This window comes from uncultured Ruegeria sp., from assembly GCF_947489545.1.
Taxonomy (GTDB): domain Bacteria; phylum Pseudomonadota; class Alphaproteobacteria; order Rhodobacterales; family Rhodobacteraceae; genus Ruegeria.
In genome coordinates this window covers 197,907-216,531 of the sequence record NZ_CANLDZ010000007.1, presented here as the reverse complement: position 1 = coordinate 216,531, position 18,625 = coordinate 197,907, and the positions used below count along the sequence as shown (strand labels likewise).

Here is an 18,625-nt window from a genome sequence, read left to right as displayed (position 1 = left end):
AAATGACATGACTTTGCAAGGCATGGACGCAATCACCACCAAATCCATCATGCGTGCTTGGTGGTAGAATTTGCTGCGGTGCTTGGCGAGCATTTTCAGAACGCACGTCCGGATGGCGTCAGAGGATGCGAACAGTTTCAAAACCGTCTCCGAGAATCTGAAGCGTTACCTCAGACGAAGTTTCCAATGGGAGCGGTTCAATCGGGTCCTTCATTGCGGGGCGCTCGCACGGCTGGACCGAGGCGACATTCGTGAGGTCCAGAGCCTCGTCAAGGATTGGTCGGAAGATTCGAGCGTCCCATTCGCAACATGTGTCTCGGCTCGCTCTACGGAACCATCGACGCTGTTATCTCGCGACTCAAGCATCGCCAAAACGACTGGAGGCTATCGGTCAGGCGTATCTCAACTATCGCGAAAATTTTTCGTACGAGGATGAAAAGTTCAGCTTTGTCAGTTGCGAAAGCTGGATCGTTGTGTATCTGGACGACTGCGGTTTCGGCCGTTTCAAGCGCGGCAACGGGGAAGCGGCGATCGGCTTTTGTACAACGATCATCGGTCTCGACTGAGTGAACTGATGGGGCTCCGATGCGATCAGCGACGGGACCTGGCCGGATGATGCGCGCGATGACGTGGAGATCTATCGCGAGGGTGTCCGGATACTCGAGTCTCGGGCTGGCCGATCTTCTCTGCACAGTTGGGCCAGAAAGCGCGGCGGCCCGACGAAGAAGCCATTTTGACCGACCTTGCGCTGGACAGTCTCGGCACGCGCGCTGCGCGGTGCATGCTGAACGAGGCGCATGATCTCGCAACCCGCGATTCAGAAAGTGCAACTCAGGTGCACCGACTGACGTCGGACGCTGTCGCGCTCATCCTGCGTTGCCGCTTCGAGCCGAGCGATGGCCCGATCATCCTTCCCAAATGGCACGCCTTGTCCCAGCACCTTCCGGTACTGGGCGAGTGGCTGGCAAAGAAAGACCGGCAGACAGATGGCTCCGACCCACCGATCGGGCAGCAAGGGGGCGGACGGCGGAAATCCTGATCCATGTGTCGAATGCGGCTGTCTTCGATCTGATGTCGGACAGCCCCACGCCCGACGCTGTCACCCATTTCTACAATGTGATTTGCCTGATCGGCAAATTCACCGAAAGGCTTGTGTGTTCGCATCAGGTCGCATCCGGGCAAAAGCGCTTCCTCCGATGGCCGGATACCTTAGTGATGCAGGCCCTAGAAGGCGTTTGCCGGGCCATGGAAGCCTTTGTCGAGAAAGAGACCGTGTTGAGCCTGGGCATGGCATCAAAGCGAGGAGCTGCCGCCTATCTGGAAGCGCTCGCTGGCATTCTGCAACGCCAGATCCTGAGTAGTCTGATGGCGACAACAGGTTATCCAGGAGATGCCTTTGCGGTTATGGGAAGTGCCAATCAGCGATGGCACCATCCTGCGCGACCCACTGGTGCTGGTGCAACAACTAGGACATGTCCGGACGCCGAGTAAAAAGCAGCAAATCGATAGGAAAGAACTCGCCTACGCGCTGGAAAGAGTCACGCAGTGGGGGAGGCGGCAGCCTGCGCGCGGCGAAGCGCCATAGCGGTCACTCAAACCAGCTTCATCAATGTGTGCTTTCGTCCGCAGATTGTGAGTTCGATCATCTCCCGATTTCACGGCCACGGCGAAAGTCCGCAATCATGGCCGCACCAAATGCTTCGAGGCCTGAAAAGAGCGCGTTGGGCATGACGAAAGTGAACTCCGCGGTTATTTCCGAACCCAAACGTTCCACTCGGCGCAACGCGCCGCTCTCAGAAATATGTGCCCAAGAATGATATAAAGAATGGACAAAGCACCCTAACGACGGCGGAAACTTTGACCATGGTGCCAGCTTGACTAGGGAAACGAGGCTAACGCCGAGTTAATAAACAAACCACCCGATACTGCTTGTCCACGAAGGGGCTGCCATGGGTCTGGCCAAGTAAAATAGTTTCACAGTGCAATCTGAATTGTGCGCCTACGGTCATTTTGAGCGAAGTCACAGCTATGCTACACTGGGTTTGTTTCAGGTATTCTATTTTAGGGGTTTCCCATGTTCAATTATTCAGATCCGTCTGGATCAGATCACCTGTCTCGTTTTCGCGCAATCAGCGAATGGCGAGGTCTTGTCGAAGCGGAGTATCGAAGCGCGGCCAAGCAACCTGACAGCGCGTTTACCTGGATTGACGCTATTCTTGACGTCGACACAGCTGATCGCGCAGAGGCTACAATTCCATGGAAAGCTTTTCCAATTCGTGTCGGAGGAACAGCTACTCAGATCGATGCCGACCGCAACTTGCAGGAGGAGTACGTTGAGTGGTCCGTTTTCCGTACTCCGGGCGGAAACATAGATCGCATATCCTTTACAACTGAGTTTCGTGAGTACTTTGGCGTGTTGGCAGGGGTGTCACCGACCGGAATCAAGACTGCGGTTGAGTCCATGAATCAAGGCGCAACCCCGACCAACTCGGAGCTGTACGGCCGCAGCAACCTGGCAGGAACAACGGTCCGACAACGCGAGATTCTGTTTCTAAACCATCTGCGCAATAACCCATGGAATAACGGGCAGAAGGGTATTCTTGCGCTTACCACTCCGGTGAATTCCATACCTGCGCTTTTTGGCCTCGCTGCTTTCTGCGGTATCGAGCGAACGGGGCTTCCAGCGTCCGAAGTTTGCGCGAATGTTGGTGGAGCATGTGTACCGGGGCGACAATCCGATCCCCAGATTTGTACTGCTTGCCAGCAGCAAGTTCGCGCATCCCGATCTTTTTCTTTGGTCGATCCGATTGGCATCTTTATCCAGCGCCTCGAAGGCAACTGGACGATTGATGGTACCCAGATCGACATAAACGATCAATCAGCCTTAGATCCCCGCTGGGTTGTGAGCCGAAACGGGCGGCGAGGGACCCTGCTGGTCAGCGGAGCGGGTGAGCTAGAGCTGGACGGAGATCCGATCACAAGCGGCTCTCAGGTAGCGGACAAGCTGTTCGTGGCGGCAACGGTTGCAATTGCGGATGACGCAAACCTTCCGGAATGGGCACGCAAGGGCAAAGAAACCCTTCAGCGCCCCGATGCGCGTATTGGTTGATGGAGGTGAAGATGAAACTCAAATTGACAGCGCTCATCATTGCCATTGCAGCACCGTTGCAGGCCCAACAACTGTTGCATCAGCCAACTGACGCCAGCCCTCCCACAACAATTCCAGCACCGCTGCTTAACGAGATTGACGACCCGTTTTTTAAAATCGCCATTCAGTCCGCACCTCAACCTCGGTCACTTACTGCAGTCATAAACACATTGCTGGAGGGTGGCAGATCAGACTTCCAGAGTTTTGTGGTGGGAGAACAGATTGGCCGCAGTGCCTTGTCGACCGAATGCGGTCCATCTAATCGGCGAATGGTGATTTCATTTAACGGCACCCACGCACCGAGCGGCATCGTTCTGGACAACAATGTGTTCTTTTCGGTCTTCATGACCCCCAACAACCCGGTAGGAGATATCGAAGTCGTCGCCTGGGATGCTACGCATGGCACCTATAACTACTACAAACTTGAGGGAGGAACCTGGCGTTTCCGCAACAGTTCCAGCGAGCTTGACACGGCCTCTTCAAGTCACCTTTCGCAGGGCTGCCTATCCTGCCACGTGAACGGTGGACCAGTGATGAAAGAGTTCACTTTCCCATGGAACCACTGGCACAGCCTGCCCAACACCTTTGAAGCTCTCTACCTGTTTCCCGGTGTGCAAAGCTGGCCGATTGCCAATACCAACTTTTTGGGCAACCGCTTGAACGGCGCTCAAATTCTCGAGGTCTCCATACAATCTTCGCTGCAACGGTTCGCGGACGCGGATATACGCGATCACATTGACACCGCCTCAGACGGAAGCGTGCGCGTCTCTGACCTGCCAAACTTGATCGATAGCCTGTTTCAGCCTACCGAATTAAATCTGGGAAGCTCCAACAAAACATCCGGGCTGGACGAAGGTGGCCTCACCGATCGTGCAACGGGCGCACTAAACATTCCCGACAGTTTCTTCGTGAACATCTTTCAGATGCGCGACATTGATCTGCCGGTGTTTGGCGGGTTGGGTCTTGTCACCAACGTATTCACCCCCGGCAACCTCGGCCTTTCGCTCGAAGAGTATGAGGAACTGCTTTCCGACAACAGTATCGGCACAGAGTGTATGCCGGGTCGCGATACTCTGTTCCCTTGGTTTGGTCCAGAACCTTCGGAATTCGACCGCCGAATGGTTGAACGCCTCAACAGACGCGGGGTTGTGGATGATGCTTTCATTGCCGCCGTGCTTGCCGTTGATGTCGAAACACCGCTCTTCTCCCAAGAGCGGGCTTCCCTATTGCGACATGTTCCACAGGAAGTGAGGTCTCCATCACTGTCGCAATTGCCGGATACGCTTCGTGCAGTGGTGATCGTCAGCCTTGAAGCAGAAGCAAATCGTTCTGCGGCGGAAGATGACTTTTTGACGTTGCTGAAAAACCCAGATCCGGTGACCGAACTGGACACCAGAGTCCGTGGTTTCCTGGCCCGTACTCAGGAACAGCTTGCAGACCCTGCTGCCAGGCAAACCCATCTTCAGCAACTGTTTTCACGCTTGTTGGAGAACCGTGAGGTATTCCAGACCAACCCCATCAGCGCTCCGTTGAACGAGTTTACGGGTCTCATTCCAAAGCCTGCCAACTAAGGTTAGGATTCATAACCAGTAGATGACAGTTTCTGCGAGGGTCTTGTCAGAGGAAGTTGGGTTGAGGCGGGCAGGGTGCTTTCGAACAAGTTCCAGCCAGGTCCATTTTGTCACCGATCCTAGGATCAATTCTAGTTCATGTTTTGGCGGTGCCGCGAATGGCGGCAATGTGGGCTGCGACCGCAGCATCCTAAAGACAGGGCCACCGGCAGGAAAGGGCCGCTCAAACCTGAGCGAGGTCGGGCAGTCAAAAAGATGCCACGATAGCTCCGAAGTCAGCATCGAGCCCAACAGTAACCGATGCTGCGCAGTTTGCGGACGTCAGCTTCCGCTTCGTAACCCAGGTAGCGTTTGTGATTGCGTCGGCAAGTCGCCGCCGCAATCGAGCGCTCAATCCAAAAGCAAAACAGCCTCGACCTCGAAGAGCATCGGGTCGATGGCAAGCTTCGGAACGGGGGTCAGCGTTTGCGCGGGCAGTGTCTCGCCGAACATCCGCTTCAGGTTTTCGGTCGGCACGCCGAGCTTCGACATATCGTGGTCGACCACGAACACGGTCAGCTTCACGATCTGTTTGGGGAGAGCGCCGAGCGCGTCGAGGACGGCAGCCAGATTGGAGTAGGCCTGCTCAACCTGGTTGCCGAACTCCGGCGATAGGTAACCGTTTTTGTCCTGTCCGCCCTGTCTTGACATAAAAGCAAGCCGTCCCGCAGCGGGAGACACGACTGCCGTGCTATAGCCGTTTAGCGTGGGATCATGCAGGTGCGGTGGATTGACGATGCTCGGCAATGCGCCGTTGGATGTATTCTGGTCTCGAGACGTCATGTTCATTCTCCTTGCTGAGTGGACCGGGATCGACTTAGAACCCTACGGTGACAAAATTTGTCACTGAAAATGCTATAGTGAATAAATGAACATCCGCCTCCGACATGATGCCATCGTGCGCACCCTTCGCCGTAACGGAACCGCAACGGTCGACGAGCTGGCCAGTCAGGTCGGTGCGTCCAGACGAACGGTACTGCGCGATATCGGGGCGTTGCGTGACCAGGGCTTTGTCATCCATTCCGAATGTGGGCGCGGCGGGGGCGTTCGACTTGATCCGCGATCCGTGCAGACCACCGCTCGTCTCTCGGTCACAGAGGTGTTTGCGCTTCTCGTCAGTGTCGCGGCCATGCGTGCTGCGCGAAGCCTTCCCTTCTCCGGTCTCGCCGACGCGGGGCTTGCTAAGATCGAGAAGGCCCTACCGTCGGACAAGGTGCGGGATCTGCGCAGGTTCCTTGACTGTCTACATGTCGGTCAGCTGTCGCCCAAACAAGACATCTCGGACATGGGCACGATTGACCTCGCGCTTTTGCCTGCCTTCGAAACCGCGTTTCTGCAACGGCAAAACCTGCGCTTCGGCTACCGGGACGCCAAGGGCGGGGAATCAAGCCGCGAAGTCGAACCGCAAGCTATGCTCATCCTGCCGCCGCTCTGGTATCTCGTAGCCTGGGATCCCAGCCGTGAGGATTTCCGGCATTTTCGCATGGATCGGATCAGCCGCCCCGAGGTTGTCGAGGGAACATCATTCCGGAGACGGCATATTCCGTTCGAGGACGATGTCTGTCCTTTCAGCGAATTACCACGCTGAACAGAAAACGCGTGACGTCCGGTCGGCAGGGGTCCCAGTATCTTGACCCGTCAACGGCCCCAAAATGTTGGGTCAGGTCCGCGCTCAATCCCTTCACCCTTTGTCGGGATTCTTTTTGGAACGCTTCGCCTCGACCTGCTTCTTCGTCAGTGCAACACGGATGATGCGCTGAAATCGCGGGCAATCCAGATGGTTTTCGGCGGTGCAATTCATGACATGGCGAAGGCCGTCCCGTAAGGCCGTCAGTTCCTTGATCCTCACGTCGATTGCATCGGCCTTTGCTGCCAGAACAGTACGATCCAGATCGGGCCTGCCTTCTGAACCCATCGTCTCTTTGATCTCGCCGAGTGAAAACCCGGCGGTTTGCGCCAGCGAAATGAGGGAAATTCTTGTCTTCACCTCGCCCTCATAGAGACGTTTCAATCCCCGTCGACCCACCGACCGGATCAGGCCAACCTCTTCATAATAGCGGAGTTTTGACGGTGAAAATCCGCTTGTGCGAGAAAGTTCAGAAATGTCGAGCATGGCCTTGGGTTCTGTCGCAAACTCTAAACCTGACTGTTGTTCCAACTGCGGTTCTGATAGCGCGCACTCAAAATGACAGGAGCAACCGGTGATGATCTCATTCAAGGGCGCACATTTTCCAAAAGACGTGATCTTGCACGCGGTTTTCTTCTACTTGCGCTACGGTGTTTCATACCGGGATCTGGAAGAAATCATGGCCGAACGTGGTGTTGACCTGGATCATGCGACGCTGAATCGATGGGTAGGTAAATATGCCGGGCTCGTGGCTGAAGCCGCGAGATATAGAAAACGCGCTACAGATCGTTCATGGCGCATGGATGAGACCTATGTGAAAGTGAAAGGCGATTGGGTGTACCTCTATCGCGCGATCGACAAGTTTGGAAAAACGCTTGATTTCATGCTGTCCAAGCGCAGAAACAAAGCCGCGGCAACGAAGTTTTTTGCCCGCACGCTCGAAGTCAACGGGCTGCCACGTAAGATCGTCATCGACAAAAGCGGTGCGAACACAGCCGGGATCAAGGCTATTAACAAGATGCTCAAAAGCTTTGGTTGTCCAATACCGATCGAGATGGTGAGGCAGAAATATCTCAATAACATCATTGAACAGGATCATCGGTTCATCAAACGTCGGATCAGGCCGATGTTGGGTTTCAAGTCTTTCGCTTCAGCTGCATCAGCCCTGGCAGGTATCGAACTGGTCAACATGATCCGCAAAGGTCAATTCACGCCTGGACTCTCGCCGTATCAGCAGTTCGCTCAACTGGCAGGATAATCGACCCGCCTGCGCCATCTACTCAGCCTTGAAAGGAATTTGCGACAGAACCGGTCATACTTATTGGTTACGCCCGAGTGTCCAGTCACGGACAATCCCTTGATCGACAGATCGGTGCACAAAAACGCCGCCATCGTTGATAAGATTTTCCGAGAGAAAATTTCCGGGCAAACCGTGAAGGGACGGCCTCAGCTCGAACGTGCGATAGACGCACTCGGGGCAGGGCTCGGGGCAGGGGATGTGTTTGTGATCGCAGAGTGGGACAGAGCCACACGATCCATGATCGACGGCATCAATATTATTCAACGGATCGCAGATCGTGGGGCCTATGTGAAGGTGCTTGATAAACCCTGGCTCGATCTGACCACTCCGATGGGCAAAGGCATCCTCGCTTTCCTTTCCGCTTTGGCCGAAGACGAACGGGAGCGTATCACTCGGCGCGCGAACGAGGGCCGAGCCATCGCTGCGCGACAGGGCGTCAAATTTGGCCGGAAACCTAAGTTAACTGAACATCAGCAGAAACTTGCCCGCGAGCGCATGGCCAACGGTGATACCTGCCGGGCCATCGCATTGGATCTCGGTGTTGCGCACACGACGATCTCAAGGCTGCTCTGATCTGTAGGGCTCAAGCGTTGCCAAGCAATCGGTTGTCTTCGAGCTCTGTAGGTACGCAAAAAACCTAAGTGATTGAGACCTGTGGACGTTGAGTCTCAATAACTCGGTCTCATTATCTACGTACTCCGACAATGTACCCTGAGTACGGCGCTGATTCGGAGAATAATGATTATGGTAAATATATTTTTGGTGCGGGTGGAGGGACTTGAACCCCCACGCCTTGCGGCGCCAGAACCTAAATCTGGTGCGTCTACCAATTTCGCCACACCCGCAACCTGGCACCGAAGTGCCAGAATGAGGCGCTCAATAGCAAAGCTTGCATCCAAGTGCGAGAGGTAAAATTAGACCGTCGTTAAGATTGTTGAAGCTGGGATCGATGTATAACTGCGGATCAAATGGGTGCTGGACTGAAAAAAGCACACGTTGCGAATAATCCATTCGGTTTTTTTGGTTGATCGAGTTTTGCCACGTCGTCCGAATCTCTCATACTGAGGCCTTGAAAACGCAGCGATTTGCCTTTTTTCGATGCTGTTCAGAGATCGGGTTTTGCCAGCATGATACTAGCTACCTGGAAAATCTCGTTTACGTTGAGTGTCTTTGCCGAGATCACCTTTATGCTCCTTTTACGAGAGCTCAAGGAAATCTTTCCAGCGCTACTCAGTATTATCACTTCAAGATCACTCTCTATCAGCAAGAAACATATGTTAAATTGATCAGTTTGTATTCACTGCCACAATTGCGCCTTGCTGTTTGGCAGCATTTTAAACACCAACAAAATAACGTACAAAGGACGAGCCTGTTGGCTTCAAAACGTTTGATCGAGAGATTGCCTCGGTCTAAGATTGTTGTCAGGAGCCGAGGGCGCGTTTGGCAGCCATGACCTCAGCAAACTTGCCTGCCACCAGCTGTCATTCGGAGTGGTTGCCGCCGGGCCGCTAACACTGACACCCGCAAGGGTTGAGGCACTCCCAAGCCACGACACCACATTTGCGCCACAATTCAAACGCCAAAAAATCTCATTGGCGTCAAAATAACACCGCCTTGAAGGTTCTTGTTGGTCGTAACGACTTAAAGAGTCCTTTCGCCGCTCTGGTACCCGTACGAGTTTTCCGCCCAACTCCACAACAAGGTGTTTGCTGTGACCGATTTGAACCACTCTACCGCTTCCGAGCAAGACGCCGTTTTCTTTGCTCGCGAAAGTTTTCTTGGAGAGCTCAAAACCCTGAACCGGGATTATCCGGAAACGGGCTTTGGAATCTCGCTGCGTACCCATTCCGGCGAGCACTACTTGCTGGCCAATGCAAGCATGCCGCTACCAGCGGCAAAATCTGACGGGTTTCCAACTGGACGCCGCGTCGCGTGCCTGGAAAACGGAGATCGCTTTAGCTCGATAGAAGTTATGGCTGATTCCCTAGCTTATGAAACTATTTCGCCTCGGGCAGAAGCTGCGATTTTGGGGAACGCGATAGAACTGATTGCACGTATCGACACACTGACCAGCATCCCTGCCGGTCGTGTTACACAACAATCCCAGACGGCAGCAACGGGAACCGGAGGCTAATAATGGCGCGCAACGACCACCTTTTGTCTGTCGGCAACGAAGCTCTGGCGCCGATGACGTCAGCAATGTCCTCGCTGACCGCACAGATAGACCAATTGACTGAGGTGGCCGATGCACGGTCCTCGGCGCGGCTGGCCACGCTTAAGACGCGGATGGAAAATTTCACTGCCAGCGTGACGATGGTTGGTCAGGTCAAGGCTGGCAAATCGTCGATTGTAAACATTCTTGCGGGCCGTCCCGGACTTTTGCCATCGGATGTGAACCCATGGACGTCTGTTGTGACAACCTTGAACATCAACACGCGTACGCATGGCGACACAAAGTCTAAGTTTACATTTTTTGAGCAAGAAGAATGGGACAACCTGATGGTCGGGGGTGGTCGTTTGGGTGAATTGGCCAATCGGGCTGGTGCGGACGACGAAATGGATGACATTCGCCGTCAAATCGGGGAAATGAAGGCCAAATCCGAGGAACGGTTGGGCAAACACTTTGATCTGATTCTGGGCCAGAGCCATCAGTATGAGTATTTCGATGAAGAGCTAATCCAGCGCTACGTTTGTTTAGGTGACGAGGACGATCCTGATATCGACCCGAAAACGGGGCGTTTTGCTGATGTAACCAAGTCAGCGGAACTGTATATGGACATTCCGCAATACCCGGTCGCATTGAAGCTGTGTGACACGCCCGGTGTGAACGATACCTTCATGGTTCGCGAGCAGATCACGCTACGTAGCCTCCGCGGATCTGAGGTATGTATTGTTGTTTTGGCGGCCAGTCAGGCGCTGACGACGATGGACATGGCGCTGATGCGCATCATCTCCCAATTCGAAAACCGTCAGATCATTCTCTTTGTGAACCGCATCGATGAATTGTCGGACCCGGTGACTCAGGTGCCCGAAATCCGCGACAGGATTCAGGACACGCTGAAACAGAACAATATCGACAAGAATGCAAGCGTTGTATTTGGCAGTGCTTTGTGGGCCGAAGCTGCCTTGACCGGCAATCCGGATATTCTGACCGAGGAATCCCGCGCGGCCCTGAACACGTTCTATCTGGCTGCCGGTTTTGGCGATCAGGCGGCCTCGCTCGACAAGATCTGGGCTCTATCCGGCCTTCCCGATCTATTGCTTGCGATGAGCGAACGCATCGCCGAAGGTGCCGGAACGCGTCTGCTGGACCGGGTCCGCCATCGCGCACGCAACATCGCGAGTCAGATCCGAGCAACAGCAGTGGCCAAGAATCTGTCCAGTGGCGAGGGTGTCGTTCGTGATTTGGATGGTGTTTCGCCAGAGGAAGCAATCTCGACCGTTTCCGCCGAGTACGAAAAGAAGGTCGCAGACCTGACAGCGGCATTGCGCGACAAGGTACTGGAGCGGCTGAACTCGGCTGAAGCCAATTTTGTCAAACGCGCGACGGATTCCCTGATCTCGCATTTGGAGATGAATGGCGAGCAAGGAACCTGGCAGTATGACCCGGCCGGGCTGCGAACCCTGCAAAAAGCCGCGTATTTTAGCTTTGCGCGATCCATGCGGAAAGAGGCAGGTGCGCTGTATTCCTCTGCTGCTGCGGATGTGGAAACGCTGTATCATAAGCTTCTTGGAAACCACTTGGGCGAGTTCAGCATCGAAGCGCCCATTGTCCCTCGGGTTCCGCCACCACTTGGCATTGGCCGTACAATCGCTCTTGATCTTCAGAGCACATGGTGGCGACGTTGGTGGCAAAAGCGCAAAGGGTTCGAGGCGTATGCTGCCGACTATACACGCCTGATTGCCTCAGAGGCTAATTCGATCACCAAGGATATCGAGGAGAATCAGGTCGCGGCCGTGTTGGAAAACGTCCGGGCAATTCTGGCTGATTTCATGCGCGAGCAGAAAGAAACTCTGTTGAGCATCTCGGCTTCTGCAGAAAAAGACGGAGGCCAGAATCCGGCGCTGATGGCAGGATTACAGCCACAGAAATCTCGGGACGATATTCTGGGCGACATCCTTAAAGATCTGAGCAACGAAGCGGCATGAGCGAACAAATGGCAAAAGATTCACAAACCCGCTTCGTTTCGCCCAAAGCGTGGGAACGCATCGAGCAGTGGTCCCGCCGCAAGCCGGTCTTCGCATTGATGGGAGAGTTCAGCGCCGGGAAATCGACGCTTATGAACTTTCTGTTGCGTACGCAGACGTTGCCAACGCAAGTCACCGCAACGCAACTGCCGCCAGTGTGGTTCAGCTGGGGCAATCAATCAGCCTATGTTAAGCGGCAGGACGGCAGCACAGAAGACATTGAACTTGATCAGCTTGAAGCGGTCGGCGTGAATGACGCGCAATTCATCCGTATCTTCCTTGAGGCTGATATCCTTGAGGCCGTTGATCTGATCGATACTCCCGGAATCTCCGACCCGAAGATCTCGACGGATGTGTGGCAGCGCGCGGTTGGTCAGGCCAACGGTGTCTTGTGGTGCACCCATTCCACCCAAGCGTGGCGAGAAACGGAGCGTGCGACATGGGTCTCGCTGCCCGAACGGCTGCAAAACAACTCTCTGTTGCTGGTCACTCGGGCAGATGCACTGGGTCAAAAAGACCGTCAAAAAGTGCTGCGCCGCGTCAATCGCGAAGCCGGCCATCTGTTCAACCGCTCTATCTTGTTCTCTGCACGGGACGCGATCACCGCACGGGACAAAACCGGCGATGCCGAGATGTGGTCGCGAAGTGGCGGCGGCAAAATGATCGATAGTTTCCTTGAGATTACCGAACATATCATGGAGAATCGCGCAGATCAGTTGGCGCGGTACCAGATCGACAAAAGCATGTCGGACGCGCCCAAGGTTCAACCTTTGCGCCCAGCATCTAAGTCCGTCGAACCGGGATCGGGTACAGAAGGTGCCTCGCCATTGAAACTGGTGAACCCTCTGACAGACGGCACGGACATTGATCCGGCAGAGTCTTCAGTTGTGACCAGCTTCCCGGTGCGCCCTGCCCGCGTGGAGCGGCGCTCTGAGGATGCGGAACGGACGCGAATTGACTCGGAAGAGGCCGAGCGGCTGCGGGCGGAAATGGTGCCCGAAGCAGAGCCGGCCGCGGAACCTGCTGACACCAACGATGACGAGTTGCGTGCCTTCTTCAAGGATACGTCCAACGGTCCGCTTGATCTGAGCAACATACCCGAGTCCAACCGGGATGATGACGACCTTGACCTGCTTGATGACCCGGATTTTGATGACGACATCGAGGAAGAAACCCTCTTCGACAACGAAACTGACATGGACCAATTGCAGGTTGAGGAGACAGATAACTCAGAAGATCTTTTGGTTTCTCTCAACGGATCCCTGGCGGACACGCCCGAAATCGAAAGTGAAGAACTTGAATCGGGTGAGCCAGCGGAAGACCACGGCATTGAAGTTTCGGTGTCTTCCATTACCGCGCTGATGGCCGAACAATCGAATGATAGCGTTGACGATTATGAGCCCGAACCAGAATCCAACGGGTTGATCGAGATCGAAGGCGCGCCGCAGCCCAAGGATGTCGGCGAGATCAAAGAAACCGTCGCTGGTGAAATGATTGATGTATCCGCCGATTCGATGTTGAGCGCTTCGTCCATGTGGCAGGAAATCGTCGGCAAAGAAGACCTTCCTGAGGATGCGGATGGATTGAAGAACGTCTTCAAAGCCTTTCTGGCTGAATTTGACCAGATCGCCGTCGAACACAATGCGCGACAAGTAAAGGAGTCCTTACGTCCAATCCCGAGCGCCAGCCAAAACAGCAGCGCAGAATGGCATATGTTGTAATGGAACTCGAATCGAGGTAGTGGATAATTAATAATGGAAAACAGATAGTTATATGTCGATCCAAGCCGCACTTCAATCCGCAATGGACTCCATACCCGACTGTATTGCAGGCGGGTATGTTGACATGGAAACGGGCATGCTTTTGGGAACATGTCTTACCGATCCAGACAGCGCGAATGTCTTGGATGCGCTGGCAGTTGCTGTGGCGAATTTGTTTCAGGGACGCGGTGTTGCCGCTTTTGAAGCTTTGTTAAGGCAGGCAGGAACGGAAGAGGCGGGAAACCCGGGGTTTGGTGAAATTGCGGTGTTTTCGCAAGACCGATTGAACATCTTTTTGCGAACCCAGGAATATCCGGATCACGTGGTTTGCTACATTTGTCGGAACAGCGCGAATGTCGGTTTGGCACTAACAAAATCACATCTCAGCTTGGGGTCGGTTGCGGCCGCAGTTTGAGCGGGACCAGAGGGGGTCACGGCATGATGGATACTGACATACTGGAAATGCTCGAAGATATCGGGCGGTCGTCGGTGGCAAGATTGTCGCCGGCCGTTTTGGTTTCTGGTGACACCGCTTCGGAACGTCGTGTCGAAATTCTGCGTGTCATTCGTGGGACTGTTCTGCCGCGTCGTCTTGAGTTCACGGCAGCAAATGGCGACTGCTTGGCGATCGAGGTTAACAGCTCGCGGGTTACCGATGTCTTCCAGGTTCGATCAGGGCCTATTCCCGATTTCAACACCGAGGCGCGAGAAGACTTGGTCGGTAAATTGGCGCAGCTTGTTTCTGACATCTCCGGCGCCCCTACCCCCATGGAATTGGTGTCGCTGAAACCGGATACAACGCTTGAAGCCGATGATGTCGGCATCACGCTCAGCGAAATTGAAAGCGCGTGTGAGCAGATTGAGCTGCCTTCCGAACCCATTGTGTCGGTTGTACAGGAGACCGACGAAGCGCTCGCTACCGAACAATCTGAAGAAGACGTTGTCGAGCAGGCGGAAAGCCTGGCTCAGAACTTTTTTGATGGGGTTCACCGGTTCTCGACTGGCCGCGTTTTGATGGAAAGTGCGGATGGGGATGCGCTGCGTTTCGAAGGGCAGTGCGCGCTCGACGGAACAATGCATCCTGATCAAAAATTGCTGACGCGTTTCGCTGCAGATCTGGCGGGCTGGGACAACGATACAGAGACAGAACTGGACCACCCCCAACTGATAGTGATGCGCCCTTCGGGTGGTAAAGGTGCCGGTCTGGCTGTGGTACATGACGGCGAGAAAACTGCCGTTGCTCTGCATGAAGCGCGCAAATTAGGTGCGGTTGTCAATCTTTGGAGTTCGCTTCTGGAGACGGGAAAATGACCCCGTCTGTAATATTCAAAAATTCGAGTAATTTAGTTCATTGTTTCAAGTATCAGGGTAAAGAGTTATGAGTGAATCTAGTCGTCGCGAGTTAATTCGCATTGCAGAAGATATGAACAAGATCAGCAACGACGAAACGCGTCAGTTTATCTCGCGTATTGTCGGTGATCTTACCAATCTTAAGCCTTCGATCGCATTTGTTGGGCAAATCAAGGCCGGAAAATCCCGTTTGATAAACGGATTTACGGGTCAGGCAGAGTACCTGCCGTCAGACGTCAACCCTTGGACGACTGTCATCACGGATATGCATTTCGGACACCCATCCGGGCGGACCGAAGGGGCAGAATTTCACTTCTTCGACAATCACCAGTGGCAGTCTTTGATCGTCGAGGGTGAAGAACTGCGTAACATGTTCCCGGATGACGAGGACAGCTACAAGCGTGAGATGATCGAAGAACAGGTCGAGGCGATGCAAGTCCGAGCGCGGCGGCGATTGGGTGACAGCTACGAACAATTGCTCGGCCAACATCATGATCTGGAGCATCTGACATCAGACGATCTTGCGCGCTATGTCTGTGCAGGCGATGATCCGACCGAAGACAGCGTCTTGGATCCGGGCAGCGACCGGGGTTTATACAGCGACATTACTCGCAAGGCCGAGGTCTATTTTGACGTCGGCCATTTTCCGTTTCCATTGACAGTGACCGACACGCCTGGCGTAAACGACCCGCTGCTGATCCGCGAAGAGATTTCGCGACAGTATCTAAAAGAATCGGACTTCTTTGTTGTGGTCCTTTCGGCGCATCAGGCGCTTTCGCGCGCTGACCTGAAACTGTTCAGGTTGATGCAGGCCTTGGAACTTGGTCAGATTGTCGTGTTCATCAACCGAGTCGACGAGCTGGGCGACGGGGCCGAAGACGCCACAAAAGTGCGCGCTGACGTTCTGGAAGGCTTGGAAAAAGCGCTTGGGAACGCGGATATCGATGTTTTGATGGGCAGTGCACAGTGGGCACATTTTGCACTGACCGGTGATGAGACGGGTATAAACCATGATCAGGTTCTGGCTTGGTTGCGCGCGCATCCCGAACAGATGAAGCAATATCTGGACGGTGTCGAAGAGATCAAACAAGGCCCCGGCCCGATAAGTCGCGAAGCGGTTTTGCGGTTTGCTGCTATGATCGCCTCGGGTCTTCCGGATCTGCGCCGTCATGTAACGCAAGCTTTGACCGATGGTCCACGCGATGAACAATTGCGCATGGCGTGGCAGCATCTCAATAGTTTTGCACGGGGGGAACTGGAGCGGTCTCAGGCCCACCTGCGTGCGCTCGAAGACGACAACGCAGCTAACTTGGCAAGCGCCGACGAAAACGACAAGACCCTAGCAGAACTGCGCAGTCTTGTTGCGGGTAAAACACAAGGTATAACCCGCGACATGGATGATGTTTTGTCCAATCTTCGTGGCGTTATGGATGACACCGTGGCCGAGGCTGTTTCGGCTGTCGTTCGGGGTCCTGACGGGCAATCGCCCTTGCTGGCCAAAGGCGGTGCGACCGAATTGAATTTCACACCGTTACGCGAGCGGATGAGAGAGTTGGTTCAAGGCGCATCTCAAGTCGTTCGGCAGCGCATGCTGAGCGAGCTTTACGCGATTGACATGCAAAGCAACGCTTCGTTGCGCGCCCTGCCCGGCTGGCAAGAACCGGCCGACAACCGTATGAACACCAGCGCAGTTCGATGGTTCCGCCCGGATACGACGGCACTGACACGTGGAATTACTGTTGAATTGCGTGTAAACTGGTTGTCGCGTCTGATTTCGCGCAACAGCGTCGTGTCGCGCGCGGAAAAGATGATCGTGCAGGAGTTCGAGTTGATCGGGGACGATCTGATTGACACTGCGCGGGATGACCTGTCTGAAAGACTGAATACGGTACTTGATCACTATCTGGCTTTGCTGGCCGGGCATCTTGAACACAGATCCGGGACCGATGAAACGAATGCACGGGCCGAAGCGCAAGGCGCATTCGACCGGGCGCGCCGCATTGCTGATAAGCTGGCGACAGCCTTTGGAACGAGCATTGCGGAAGAACGACAAGCAGAGGCTGCGGAATGATTGAATTTCCCGGAACCGAAAAGGAAGTGCGTCAGTTGGAGCGCTTTCTGAACGCGTCAGAAGACCTACCGTCAGACGCGACTTTGGACGACATGCGAGCACGGGCGTTGGCCCATGCCGAACGTTTGTCCAATGCGGTAAATATCGGTTTCGCCGGGGAGTTTGGAGCTGGAAAATCAAGCCTCGCCAACATGTTGGCCGGGGCAGATATCTTACCAACCGGACCTCAGCACCTGAAATTACCGCTGGTAATTGTTGCTTATGCTGACACACCTGAAACCACCGTGGGTTGGTGGGAAAAGGAACCCAAGACCTATTCTGGGATCGCGCTGGAAAAGGCGGCGGCGGACAATCCTGATTTCATCTCCGTAGGTCTTAACACTCCTGCCCTGAAGGAAATCTCGTTGTTTGATTTGCCGGGCTCAGGTGCGTTGGATGATACGTATAAACAGACCCTGGATCTGTTGAAATTCGTCGACTGTGCCATCTGGTGCACCAATGGAACCAATGCCTGGCGCGAGACTGAACGCCATCTCTGGGCTCAGGTGCCATCAAAATTGCGCGAGAACAGCCTGTTGGCAGTCACCCATTCCGACTTGCCGCCCGTCCATGACGCGCTGGATCGTGTTTTGGCTCGTTTGAATAAGGAAAAGGGTTCGATGTTCCGCTCTGTAGTGCCAATCGGTACGCCAGTTGCGGTCCGCGCTATGGCACAAGAGCCCGAGCCTGATTTCAAGCTTTGGGAAACTTGCGGAGGGCAAAATCTGGCGGAAAAGGTGCTCGAGGTGGCGTCGAACCGACGCCAAAGCGACCTTGACGCCGCGCGTAAGGACTTAAAGCAGGATTTCCTTCCATTTCTTGAAACGCTACAAGGGCCCGAACCCGAGCAGACCGAAAGTGATGGCGCGTCGATGAAAGTCACGCTTGGATCTGCTTTGCCACCGCTAAACAACCCCATTCTCGAAGATTGGTTGGCAGCCATCGCCAGCATCTATGAGGATCTTCGCGAATCTGCGGATATTGAACCAGCGGCCTTCTTGCAAAGTTGTCAGGAAATTGTCGAGGATTTCGCCGAGCGTTTGGATCAAGGTGGTGAAATCGACCCGGAAGCCGACTGGATTCCGGCGGAGTTCGAAAAAGCAACAGATCTGTTGCTGCTGCTGCAATTTGAAAGCGGCAATGCCCCGTTAAAGGATGCAATCAGCATACTGGCACAGCTGAGCGACAACCTTGCATGGGCCGGCAGCACCCTACCAGAATCACAGACCAAAACCGGAACCTGACGCTTTCGCGCTTAGATTGAGCCGAACTGCGGCGATTCGAAGGCGCTTAGAATCGGGTCGAGATTGTTTCTAATTCGTAGACCAAGAGTCCGAATTAGGTACATCAGTTTTCGTGTTTTGCCCCCTTTGTGTCACTATATTGTGTCAGAAAGCATTCGTAACACAACATATAGAAACATGGCAAAAACGATCCATAGTGAAGCCATGAGGCGGCCCCAATAAAGTCAAATTTGAAACGTCTAACCGTTCTCAAGTGTCCTGCGTTTGTTTTGGTTGTGAGTTCGTGGG

16 protein-coding genes and 1 tRNA gene are annotated in these 18,625 nt (G+C 54.2%); 14 read left to right on the top strand and 3 right to left on the bottom strand.

Features of this window, described 5'->3' with window-relative positions; translation table 11 throughout:
* The first annotated feature begins 694 nt into the window (after window positions 1–694).
* From Q1B13_RS12355 to Q1B13_RS12340, 4 genes are all read left to right on the top strand, one after another.
* A complete protein-coding gene (locus Q1B13_RS12355) occupies window positions 695–1,039 on the top strand; it encodes a hypothetical protein (protein ID WP_299799822.1) in 345 nt (114 codons plus the stop codon).
* Window positions 1,040–1,071: 32 nt separating this feature from the next.
* Window positions 1,072–1,491, top strand: a complete 420-nt coding sequence (locus tag Q1B13_RS12350) for a hypothetical protein (protein WP_299799821.1) — start codon at window positions 1,072–1,074, stop codon at window positions 1,489–1,491.
* Window positions 1,492–2,074: 583 nt separating this feature from the next.
* Window positions 2,075–3,109, top strand: coding sequence for a hypothetical protein (locus tag Q1B13_RS12345; protein ID WP_299080110.1), 1,035 nt, complete (start codon window positions 2,075–2,077; stop codon window positions 3,107–3,109).
* Window positions 3,110–3,120: 11 nt separating this feature from the next.
* On the top strand, window positions 3,121–4,719 hold the full coding sequence (locus Q1B13_RS12340; protein WP_299080113.1) for a hypothetical protein: 1,599 nt from the start codon (window positions 3,121–3,123) through the stop codon (window positions 4,717–4,719).
* A gap of 390 nt (window positions 4,720–5,109) precedes the next feature.
* Here Q1B13_RS12340 and Q1B13_RS12335 read toward each other — a convergent pair whose 3' ends face one another.
* Window positions 5,110–5,541: a RidA family protein gene (locus Q1B13_RS12335; RefSeq protein ID WP_299080116.1), complete on the bottom strand. Its 432-nt coding sequence runs from the start codon at window positions 5,539–5,541 to the stop codon at window positions 5,110–5,112.
* Between the two features lie 85 nt (window positions 5,542–5,626).
* Between Q1B13_RS12335 and Q1B13_RS12330 the strand changes: the two genes are divergently transcribed.
* Window positions 5,627–6,346 carry a YafY family protein gene (locus Q1B13_RS12330; protein ID WP_298938220.1) on the top strand — a complete coding sequence of 240 codons (720 nt, stop codon included), beginning with the start codon at window positions 5,627–5,629 and terminating at the stop codon, window positions 6,344–6,346.
* 93 nt (window positions 6,347–6,439) lie between these two features.
* Here Q1B13_RS12330 and Q1B13_RS12325 read toward each other — a convergent pair whose 3' ends face one another.
* On the bottom strand, window positions 6,440–6,871 hold the full coding sequence (locus Q1B13_RS12325; protein ID WP_299080119.1) for a helix-turn-helix domain-containing protein: 432 nt from the start codon (window positions 6,869–6,871) through the stop codon (window positions 6,440–6,442).
* A gap of 91 nt (window positions 6,872–6,962) precedes the next feature.
* On the opposite strand from Q1B13_RS12325, the gene Q1B13_RS12320 reads away from it, so the two are divergent.
* On the top strand, window positions 6,963–7,643 hold the full coding sequence (locus Q1B13_RS12320; protein WP_299080122.1) for an IS6 family transposase: 681 nt from the start codon (window positions 6,963–6,965) through the stop codon (window positions 7,641–7,643).
* 114 nt (window positions 7,644–7,757) lie between these two features.
* Window positions 7,758–8,258 (top strand): recombinase family protein, encoded by a 501-nt coding sequence (locus Q1B13_RS12315; RefSeq protein ID WP_367180704.1) that lies wholly within the window; start codon window positions 7,758–7,760, stop codon window positions 8,256–8,258.
* Window positions 8,259–8,445: 187 nt separating this feature from the next.
* Here Q1B13_RS12315 and Q1B13_RS12310 read toward each other — a convergent pair.
* Window positions 8,446–8,530: transfer RNA gene (locus tag Q1B13_RS12310), tRNA-Leu, on the bottom strand.
* An 866-nt stretch (window positions 8,531–9,396) separates the two neighbouring features.
* Here Q1B13_RS12310 and Q1B13_RS12305 point away from each other — a divergent pair.
* The 7 genes from Q1B13_RS12305 (at window position 9,397) to Q1B13_RS12275 (ending at window position 18,337) form a co-directional block, all read left to right on the top strand.
* Complete coding sequence (locus Q1B13_RS12305; protein WP_298934998.1) at window positions 9,397–9,819, top strand: hypothetical protein; 423 nt, start codon at window positions 9,397–9,399, stop codon at window positions 9,817–9,819.
* Between the two features lie 2 nt (window positions 9,820–9,821).
* A complete protein-coding gene (locus Q1B13_RS12300) occupies window positions 9,822–11,834 on the top strand; it encodes a dynamin family protein (RefSeq protein WP_298934999.1) in 2,013 nt (670 codons plus the stop codon).
* Between the two features lie 8 nt (window positions 11,835–11,842).
* A complete protein-coding gene (locus tag Q1B13_RS12295) occupies window positions 11,843–13,594 on the top strand; it encodes a dynamin family protein (protein ID WP_299080128.1) in 1,752 nt (583 codons plus the stop codon).
* 124 nt (window positions 13,595–13,718) lie between these two features.
* Window positions 13,719–14,048 carry a hypothetical protein gene (locus Q1B13_RS12290; RefSeq protein ID WP_299799820.1) on the top strand — a complete coding sequence of 110 codons (330 nt, stop codon included), beginning with the start codon at window positions 13,719–13,721 and terminating at the stop codon, window positions 14,046–14,048.
* A 23-nt stretch (window positions 14,049–14,071) separates the two neighbouring features.
* On the top strand, window positions 14,072–14,944 hold the full coding sequence (locus tag Q1B13_RS12285) for a hypothetical protein (protein ID WP_299080134.1): 873 nt from the start codon (window positions 14,072–14,074) through the stop codon (window positions 14,942–14,944).
* 112 nt (window positions 14,945–15,056) lie between these two features.
* Window positions 15,057–17,054, top strand: coding sequence for a dynamin family protein (locus Q1B13_RS12280; RefSeq protein WP_299799819.1), 1,998 nt, complete (start codon window positions 15,057–15,059; stop codon window positions 17,052–17,054).
* Window positions 17,051–18,337: a dynamin family protein gene (locus tag Q1B13_RS12275; protein ID WP_299080140.1), complete on the top strand. Its 1,287-nt coding sequence runs from the start codon at window positions 17,051–17,053 to the stop codon at window positions 18,335–18,337. The genes Q1B13_RS12280 and Q1B13_RS12275 overlap by 4 nt, the downstream gene beginning before the upstream one ends.
* Window positions 18,338–18,625: the final 288 nt, after the last annotated feature.

Excerpts from the sequence above, each read along its gene's own strand:
- Q1B13_RS12350 (WP_299799821.1), top strand. The coding sequence starts at position 1,072 with ATGTCGGACAGCCCCACGCCCGACGCTGTCACCCATTTCTACAATGTG.
- Q1B13_RS12275 (WP_299080140.1), top strand. The coding sequence starts at position 17,051 with ATGATTGAATTTCCCGGAACCGAAAAGGAAGTGCGTCAGTTGGAGCGC.
- Q1B13_RS12280 (WP_299799819.1), top strand. The coding sequence starts at position 15,057 with ATGAACAAGATCAGCAACGACGAAACGCGTCAGTTTATCTCGCGTATT.
- Q1B13_RS12330 (WP_298938220.1), top strand. The coding sequence starts at position 5,627 with ATGAACATCCGCCTCCGACATGATGCCATCGTGCGCACCCTTCGCCGT.
- Q1B13_RS12345 (WP_299080110.1), top strand. The coding sequence starts at position 2,075 with ATGTTCAATTATTCAGATCCGTCTGGATCAGATCACCTGTCTCGTTTT.
- Q1B13_RS12320 (WP_299080122.1), top strand. The coding sequence starts at position 6,963 with ATGATCTCATTCAAGGGCGCACATTTTCCAAAAGACGTGATCTTGCAC.
- Q1B13_RS12290 (WP_299799820.1), top strand. The coding sequence starts at position 13,719 with ATGGAAACGGGCATGCTTTTGGGAACATGTCTTACCGATCCAGACAGC.
- Q1B13_RS12335 (WP_299080116.1), bottom strand. The coding sequence starts at position 5,541 with ATGACGTCTCGAGACCAGAATACATCCAACGGCGCATTGCCGAGCATC.
- Q1B13_RS12325 (WP_299080119.1), bottom strand. The coding sequence starts at position 6,871 with ATGCTCGACATTTCTGAACTTTCTCGCACAAGCGGATTTTCACCGTCA.
- Q1B13_RS12295 (WP_299080128.1), top strand. The coding sequence starts at position 11,843 with ATGGCAAAAGATTCACAAACCCGCTTCGTTTCGCCCAAAGCGTGGGAA.
- Q1B13_RS12300 (WP_298934999.1), top strand. The coding sequence starts at position 9,822 with ATGGCGCGCAACGACCACCTTTTGTCTGTCGGCAACGAAGCTCTGGCG.
- Q1B13_RS12285 (WP_299080134.1), top strand. The coding sequence starts at position 14,072 with ATGATGGATACTGACATACTGGAAATGCTCGAAGATATCGGGCGGTCG.
- Q1B13_RS12340 (WP_299080113.1), top strand. The coding sequence starts at position 3,121 with ATGAAACTCAAATTGACAGCGCTCATCATTGCCATTGCAGCACCGTTG.